Here is a 6,000-nt window from a genome sequence, read left to right as displayed (position 1 = left end):
CTCATTGATAAAGTGCATTCATTTTAGCCTGTTTTACCGGCAGATATCCATTCAGTCAGGAGACGTCGGAGTCGCCAGCCCTAAAGCCCTCTGGGCTTTTCGCCTGATATCCCCGTCCGCACTGGACGAGGGTTTACGGCGGTTTTTGCTAAAATAGCGTGATTATTCCCTACCCTAATCAAATTAGGCCCTCATTACGCGAACCAATTATCACTTTAATCTCAACCGCGCTTTCCAGCGCGGTTATTTAGTGGAAGAATCACTAACCCGATGAAACCGCTTCCATTCCCACCAATCCCACTTTCAAATAGCCCGATTTACGCAGAGCATCCATCACACTCATCAGTGTTTCATAATCCACGGTTTTATCAGCCTGAAAGAAAATTGTTGTCTCTTTATTGGATTGGGTTGTCTGATCCAATACCGCCGCCAGAGTATCATGATCTACCTGTTGATCTCCGACGTAAAGCTGACGATCAGCCTTAACCGTCAGGAATACCGGTTTTTCAGGACGGGGTTGCGGTTTTGCCGACGACGCGGGTAAATCCACTTTAATATCAACGGTTGCCAGTGGTGCCGCTACCATGAAGATAATCAGCAGCACCAACATCACATCAATAAATGGTGTGACGTTGATTTCGTGCAATTCGCCGCTATCGTCCAAATTTTCATTAAGACGCATTGCCATAAATCACCTTGTCTTGCTATTTGCCAAATCCAGATCACGACCAAGCAGTAATAATGCCTGTGCCGCCATATCACCAACCTGACCACGGTAAGACGCGATCATACGGGCGAAGATGTTGTAAATCACAACAGCCGGAATCGCCGCTACCAGGCCAAGCGCTGTCGCTAACAACGCTTCCGCGATACCCGGCGCCACTACGGCGAGGTTAGTTGTCTGTGAGTGTGCGATACCAATAAAGCTGTTCATGATCCCCCACACCGTACCAAACAGACCCACGAAAGGAGAAATCGCGCCAATAGTCGCCAAATAGCCGTTACCACGCCCCATATGACGGCTGATAGCCGCAACTGAGCGTTCCAGACGGAAAGAGACACGCTCTTTTATGCTATTCAGATCAGTACTCTCAGAAGATAACTGGCGTTCTGCCTGTGCTTCACTCAGCAATAAACGGCTGATACTGAGTTTGCTGAAACCTTCTGCAATTTCCGCAGCCTGATCAAGACTCTTAACTTCCGCCAGAGCCAATTGTTCTTTACGTAAACGACGACCGGCAGCCAACAGTTCAACTCCTTTTGAGAAGAACAGCGCCCAGGTAATAACGGAAGCAATCACCAGGCCAACCATTACGGTCTTAACAACAATGTCAGCGTTCTTATACATGCCCCAGATAGACAAATCGGTAGCAAAACCACTGGAAAGATTGGTTTCATCGGCTGAAATGTTAGGCGCAGCAATATCAGTGGCAACCGGAGTCACTTGGGTAGAGTCCGTTGCGGATGCAGTTTGTGGCGCAACCTGATTTGCCGACGGTGTCGTTGTACCCGAAGTTGTTGAGGTAGCCGCCGGAGCAGGTGCTGCAATCTGTGCGGTTTTTGTTGTGGTATTGTTGTCTGTTGCAGATGCTGGTGTTGTATCAGCCAACGCTGAACCTGTCAGCCCGAACGCTAAGATAATTGAAGCAGTCAAATTACGCATCAGTTGGCCTTTACTCCCTTTCTTATAAACCTTGTTATTTAGCAGTGAATTACCTTTCGTCATCTCACTAACCTTATTTACGCTGAGTCTTAACTCATCTTCAACAAATTGAATGAAAATGAAGGCTGATGATATCAAACATTAAGTGATTTGATAGTAATTATCATTATTGTTTAATAAAAAAGTGTTACCCCTTCACAAAATAAAGTCAAAGAAACCTCACACACCGGTAATCAGATGAATTTTCGTCAAGTTGGCCTAATCCTTTTGTACAAAAAGGACTAAATATTTTAACGTGTTAACTCTATTTTTTTACACCATTTCAAACTTTGAAATTAAGGTGGCAATGGATCATGACAGAAAAAAAACTGGAAACTTCACTGGTCAATGCGGGCAGAAGCCGTAAATTTACTCAAGGCGCAGTCAATCCGATCATTCAACGAACATCATCTGTGATTTTCGATTCTGTCGCGTCCAAAAGGCAGGCAACACACAACCGCGCTAATGGCGAACTGTTTTATGGCCGGCGTGGCACACAAACCCATTTCTCTTTTCAGGAAGCCATGGCTGAACTGGAAGGGGGCGCAGGCTGTACGCTTTATCCTTCTGGCGCCGCCGCGATCAGCAACGCCATCCTCTCTTTTGCCGCCGCCGGCGATCATATTCTGTTAACTGGTTCAGCTTACGATCCGACACAAGGCTTTTGTGACAAGATATTGTCACGGATGAATATAACTACCGATTATTTCGATCCGATGATTGGTGAGGAGATTGCTGAACTGATTAAGCCCAATACCAAAGTGGTGTTTCTTGAATCCCCAGGCTCAATCACCATGGAAGTACAGGATATTCCGGCGATTGTCCGCACAGTACGGCAAGTCAATCCAGATATTGTCATCATGATCGATAATACCTGGGCCGCGGGTGTGCTGTTTAAAGCATTGGAGTTCGGCATCGATATTTCTATTCAATCCGGCACCAAATACATTGTTGGTCACTCAGACGCTATGTTAGGTATTGCCGTCGCCAATGAACGCTGTTGGGTGCAACTACGGGAAAGCTCCTATTTAATGGGACAAATGGCGGATGCCGATACGGTGTATATGGCAAGTCGCGGGTTGCGGACTTTAGCCATTCGCCTGAAACAGCATGAAAAAAGCAGTATCGAGATAGCGCGGTGGCTGCAACAAAGATCCGAGGTTGCAGCAGTCTATCATCCGGCCCTACCCTCCTGCCCCGGCCACGACAATTTCATCCGCGATTTCAGCGGCAGTAATGGCCTGTTCTCTTTTCAATTGAAAGAAAGATTAACACATCAGCAATTTTCAAATTATCTGGATAATTTTCACCATTTTAAAATGGCATTTTCATGGGGTGGTTTCGAATCGCTGATCCTGGGTTATCAACCAGAAGAGATAAAAACAATGCGCCAGTACGATGCCCCACAAAAAACAGGTACCCTGTTCCGCTTGCATGTCGGGCTGGAAAATGTTCAGGATTTGATTGATGATTTAGCTGAGGGATTTAGTCGAATTTTTGCTGATTAATATTATTGATTTCACGTTGCATTTAAGTTTAGTTAATAAAGAAAATCTCCTTATAACACCTGCTTAAATATCAATTAGTTATTGGAATAATTTAACTACGCTAGTGAAATACGAATCTCCTCCACTATTTTTGAGCAAGCGCATCAAGTGGACATTAACACCATAATAATGTAGTTTTAATGTCTACTTAAAATAAAACTATCGTTAATTAAGTAAACATTAAAACCACGAATACATAGAGCTACTGTCTACTAATGGATAGATCCACTGCACTTAATCGATTAACTGACTGGGACAAAAAAGGACGATATATCTTCACCCTTGCCGATCTCAGAAAAATCTTTCCTGAAGATGGCACTAAAACACTTCAGGCAGGCTTAAATCGCTTGGTTAAAGAATCGGTGCTCTCGCGGCCTGTACGCGGAGTTTATCTATTTAACTTTGCTCACAGCCGCGATAGTTACACCATTGAACATATCGCCAAAGCACTACGACGCGGCGAGTACAACTACGTTAGCCTTGAATCCGCATTAAGTGAATATGGGATCATTTCACAGATCCCTATCGACAGACTCACCGTGATGACAACAGGCAGGAAAGGTGTTTATTACACTCCACTTGGCACTATTGAATTCACCCATACTAAACGCCAACAGGAAGATATTTTAGCCAGTATCACGCAAACAGACCGCCCTTTAAGACTCGCCAAACCTGAATGTGCACTACGCGACTTAAAGCGAGTTGGTCGCAATATCCATTTAGTCAATAAACAGGAACTCATACATGGTTAATAAAGCGAATTTTACCCAACTTACCGAGCTGGCAATGCAGGTACCGGGACGTTCCCATATGCGACCAGTTATTGAGAAGGAACTGCTGCATTACGATATTCTCTATGGCCTTGATACTGATGGGCTGTTAGATCAATTGACTTTCCAAGGCGGCACATCTCTGCGTTTGTGTCACGGTGCCCCGCGTTTTAGTGAGGATCTGGACTTTTCCGGCGGTGTTAACTTTAACCGTAATCAATTACAGGCCATGAAAACGTGTTTGGAACACTACATTGGCAAGCGTTACGGTTTTGAAGTTTCAGTTAAAGAACCAGCCGATTTAAGAAACGAACCTGAATATGCAGGTCTTAATGTAGATAAGTGGCAAGTTTCCATTGTCACTGCGCCTAAACGTAAAGATCTCCCCAAACAGAAAATCAAAATTGAAGTTGCCAATATTCCCTCTTATTCACGGGAACCAAAGGCACTGATGAATAATTACAACTTCTTACCTGATGGCTACACCGATACGCTAGTCTTAACAGAATCACTGGATGAAATCATGGCGGACAAACTGGTTTCTCTGGTTAATACACAACGCTATGTACGCCACCGTGATATCTGGGATTTGCGCTGGCTAAAACAGCAAGGAGCCAGCCTGCGTATGGATTGGGTGAACAACAAGATTATGGACTATCGTATTAATGACTATCCAGCAAAGCTAGCTAATATACTGACACATTTACCTGAAATCATTAAAGGTGATGCTTTTCGTAATGAAATGACGCGTTTTATCCCTCATGATGTGCAGGAACGTACGCTGCACAAAGAAAAGTTTTTTATATTTTTAACGACTGAAATTACTGGCCTGCTACAACAAGTACAAAATGTATTAAACCGTAGCTTAACATCCGAGAACGAATTCAATATGTAGATAAGTTGATTATTTTTATATTTATGTGCAGATAAATTTTCATGTTGTTCTGGGTTCTTGTCAAAGCTGTCGTGGTAAACCAATAAAGCCATTAATCAAGGATCAAGCAAGCCATGGTTAAGATTTTACGGTAAACTGACTTTATATATGCAAATGAAATAAATTTACTTATAACAGTCACAGGATCAGCAATGGAAGTACTAAACGAGATCATGCAAGCATTATGGCGGCATGATTTTTCCAAACTTGCCAACCCCGATGTTCTCTGGATTATCTATGGCATTCTGTTTGTAACACTGGTTCTGGAAAATGGTTTATTACCCGCCGCTTTTCTGCCCGGTGATACGCTCTTAATCCTCGCCGGTGCGTTGATTGCCAAGGGGGTAATGAGTTTTATCCCAACCGTTTTCATATTGACAGCCGCGGCAAGTATCGGTTGCTGGCTCGGCTACCTTCAAGGAAGATGGCTTGGTGATACTAAACGGGTTAAAGGTTGGCTGGCGCAACTTCCCATTCAGTACCGCCAACGGGCCAATATGCTGTTTTTCAAACACGGTCTGGCCGCTTTGCTGATTGGCCGTTTTCTGGCTTTTGTCCGTACTCTGCTACCGACACTGGCAGGTATATCTGGACTCAACAGTAAACGTTTTCAAATTTTTAACTGGCTGAGTGGCTTACTATGGGTCGTCATCATGGTCGGTTTTGGTTATCTCCTCAATCAGATCCCGTTTATTAAAAACCACCAGGATCTGGTGATAAACATTTTGATCATTTTACCCATCGTGCTGTTGTTAAGTGGTTTAATCGCCTCTCTGCTGATGTACTGGCGCCACAGAAAAATCACTGCGGTAAAACGTAAATAAAAGTCATTATGGTTTACAAGCCGCAACAGGATTTTTATTCTTAACTTAATGCGTCAATATTATGTGAACTGCGGCCCAGTCAATGGGTGATATTCCTGGTGCCGCTGCTCCATAAAACCGGTCAATTCATGTATTGAGCCATATCTTAGTCAAAATGCATGGCTTAGATCACGCTCGTCGTATTACTTTCTTCAATTACCTTTAACATCAACTTAATATCAAC

General features: G+C 43.7%; 6 protein-coding genes. 4 read left to right on the top strand and 2 right to left on the bottom strand.

Annotation, left to right across the window (positions count from 1 at the left end; all coding sequences use genetic code 11):
• Positions 1-262 precede the first annotated feature (262 nt).
• Positions 263-688 carry a TonB system transport protein ExbD gene (gene exbD / locus LGZ99_RS18905; protein WP_021324166.1) on the bottom strand — a complete coding sequence of 142 codons (426 nt, stop codon included), beginning with the start codon at positions 686-688 and terminating at the stop codon, positions 263-265.
• A gap of 3 nt (positions 689-691) precedes the next feature.
• Entirely contained in the window at positions 692-1,663 is a 972-nt protein-coding gene (gene exbB / locus LGZ99_RS18900) for a tonB-system energizer ExbB (RefSeq protein ID WP_036837797.1), read from the bottom strand.
• 353 nt (positions 1,664-2,016) lie between these two features.
• On the opposite strand from exbB, the gene metC reads away from it, so the two are divergent.
• The 4 genes from metC to LGZ99_RS18880 all read left to right on the top strand — a co-directional run bounded on the left by metC (position 2,017) and on the right by LGZ99_RS18880 (position 5,777).
• On the top strand, positions 2,017-3,210 hold the full coding sequence (gene metC, locus LGZ99_RS18895; RefSeq protein ID WP_036837795.1) for a cystathionine beta-lyase: 1,194 nt from the start codon (positions 2,017-2,019) through the stop codon (positions 3,208-3,210).
• Positions 3,211-3,464: 254 nt separating this feature from the next.
• The gene (gene abiEi, locus LGZ99_RS18890; protein ID WP_036837793.1) at positions 3,465-4,001 is read left to right on the top strand and encodes a type IV toxin-antitoxin system AbiEi family antitoxin; all 537 of its coding nucleotides are present in this window, start codon (positions 3,465-3,467) and stop codon (positions 3,999-4,001) included.
• Complete coding sequence (locus LGZ99_RS18885) at positions 3,994-4,914, top strand: nucleotidyl transferase AbiEii/AbiGii toxin family protein (RefSeq protein ID WP_036837791.1); 921 nt, start codon at positions 3,994-3,996, stop codon at positions 4,912-4,914. The genes abiEi and LGZ99_RS18885 overlap by 8 nt, the downstream gene beginning before the upstream one ends.
• Positions 4,915-5,105: 191 nt before the next feature.
• Entirely contained in the window at positions 5,106-5,777 is a 672-nt protein-coding gene (locus tag LGZ99_RS18880) for a DedA family protein (protein WP_021324161.1), read from the top strand.
• Positions 5,778-6,000: the final 223 nt, after the last annotated feature.

This window comes from Photorhabdus temperata (assembly GCF_025384845.1).
In the GTDB taxonomy this organism is placed as follows: domain Bacteria; phylum Pseudomonadota; class Gammaproteobacteria; order Enterobacterales; family Enterobacteriaceae; genus Photorhabdus; species Photorhabdus temperata.
The sequence above is the reverse complement of the archived record's forward strand: the minus strand, read 5'-3'. Positions and strand labels throughout refer to the sequence as shown.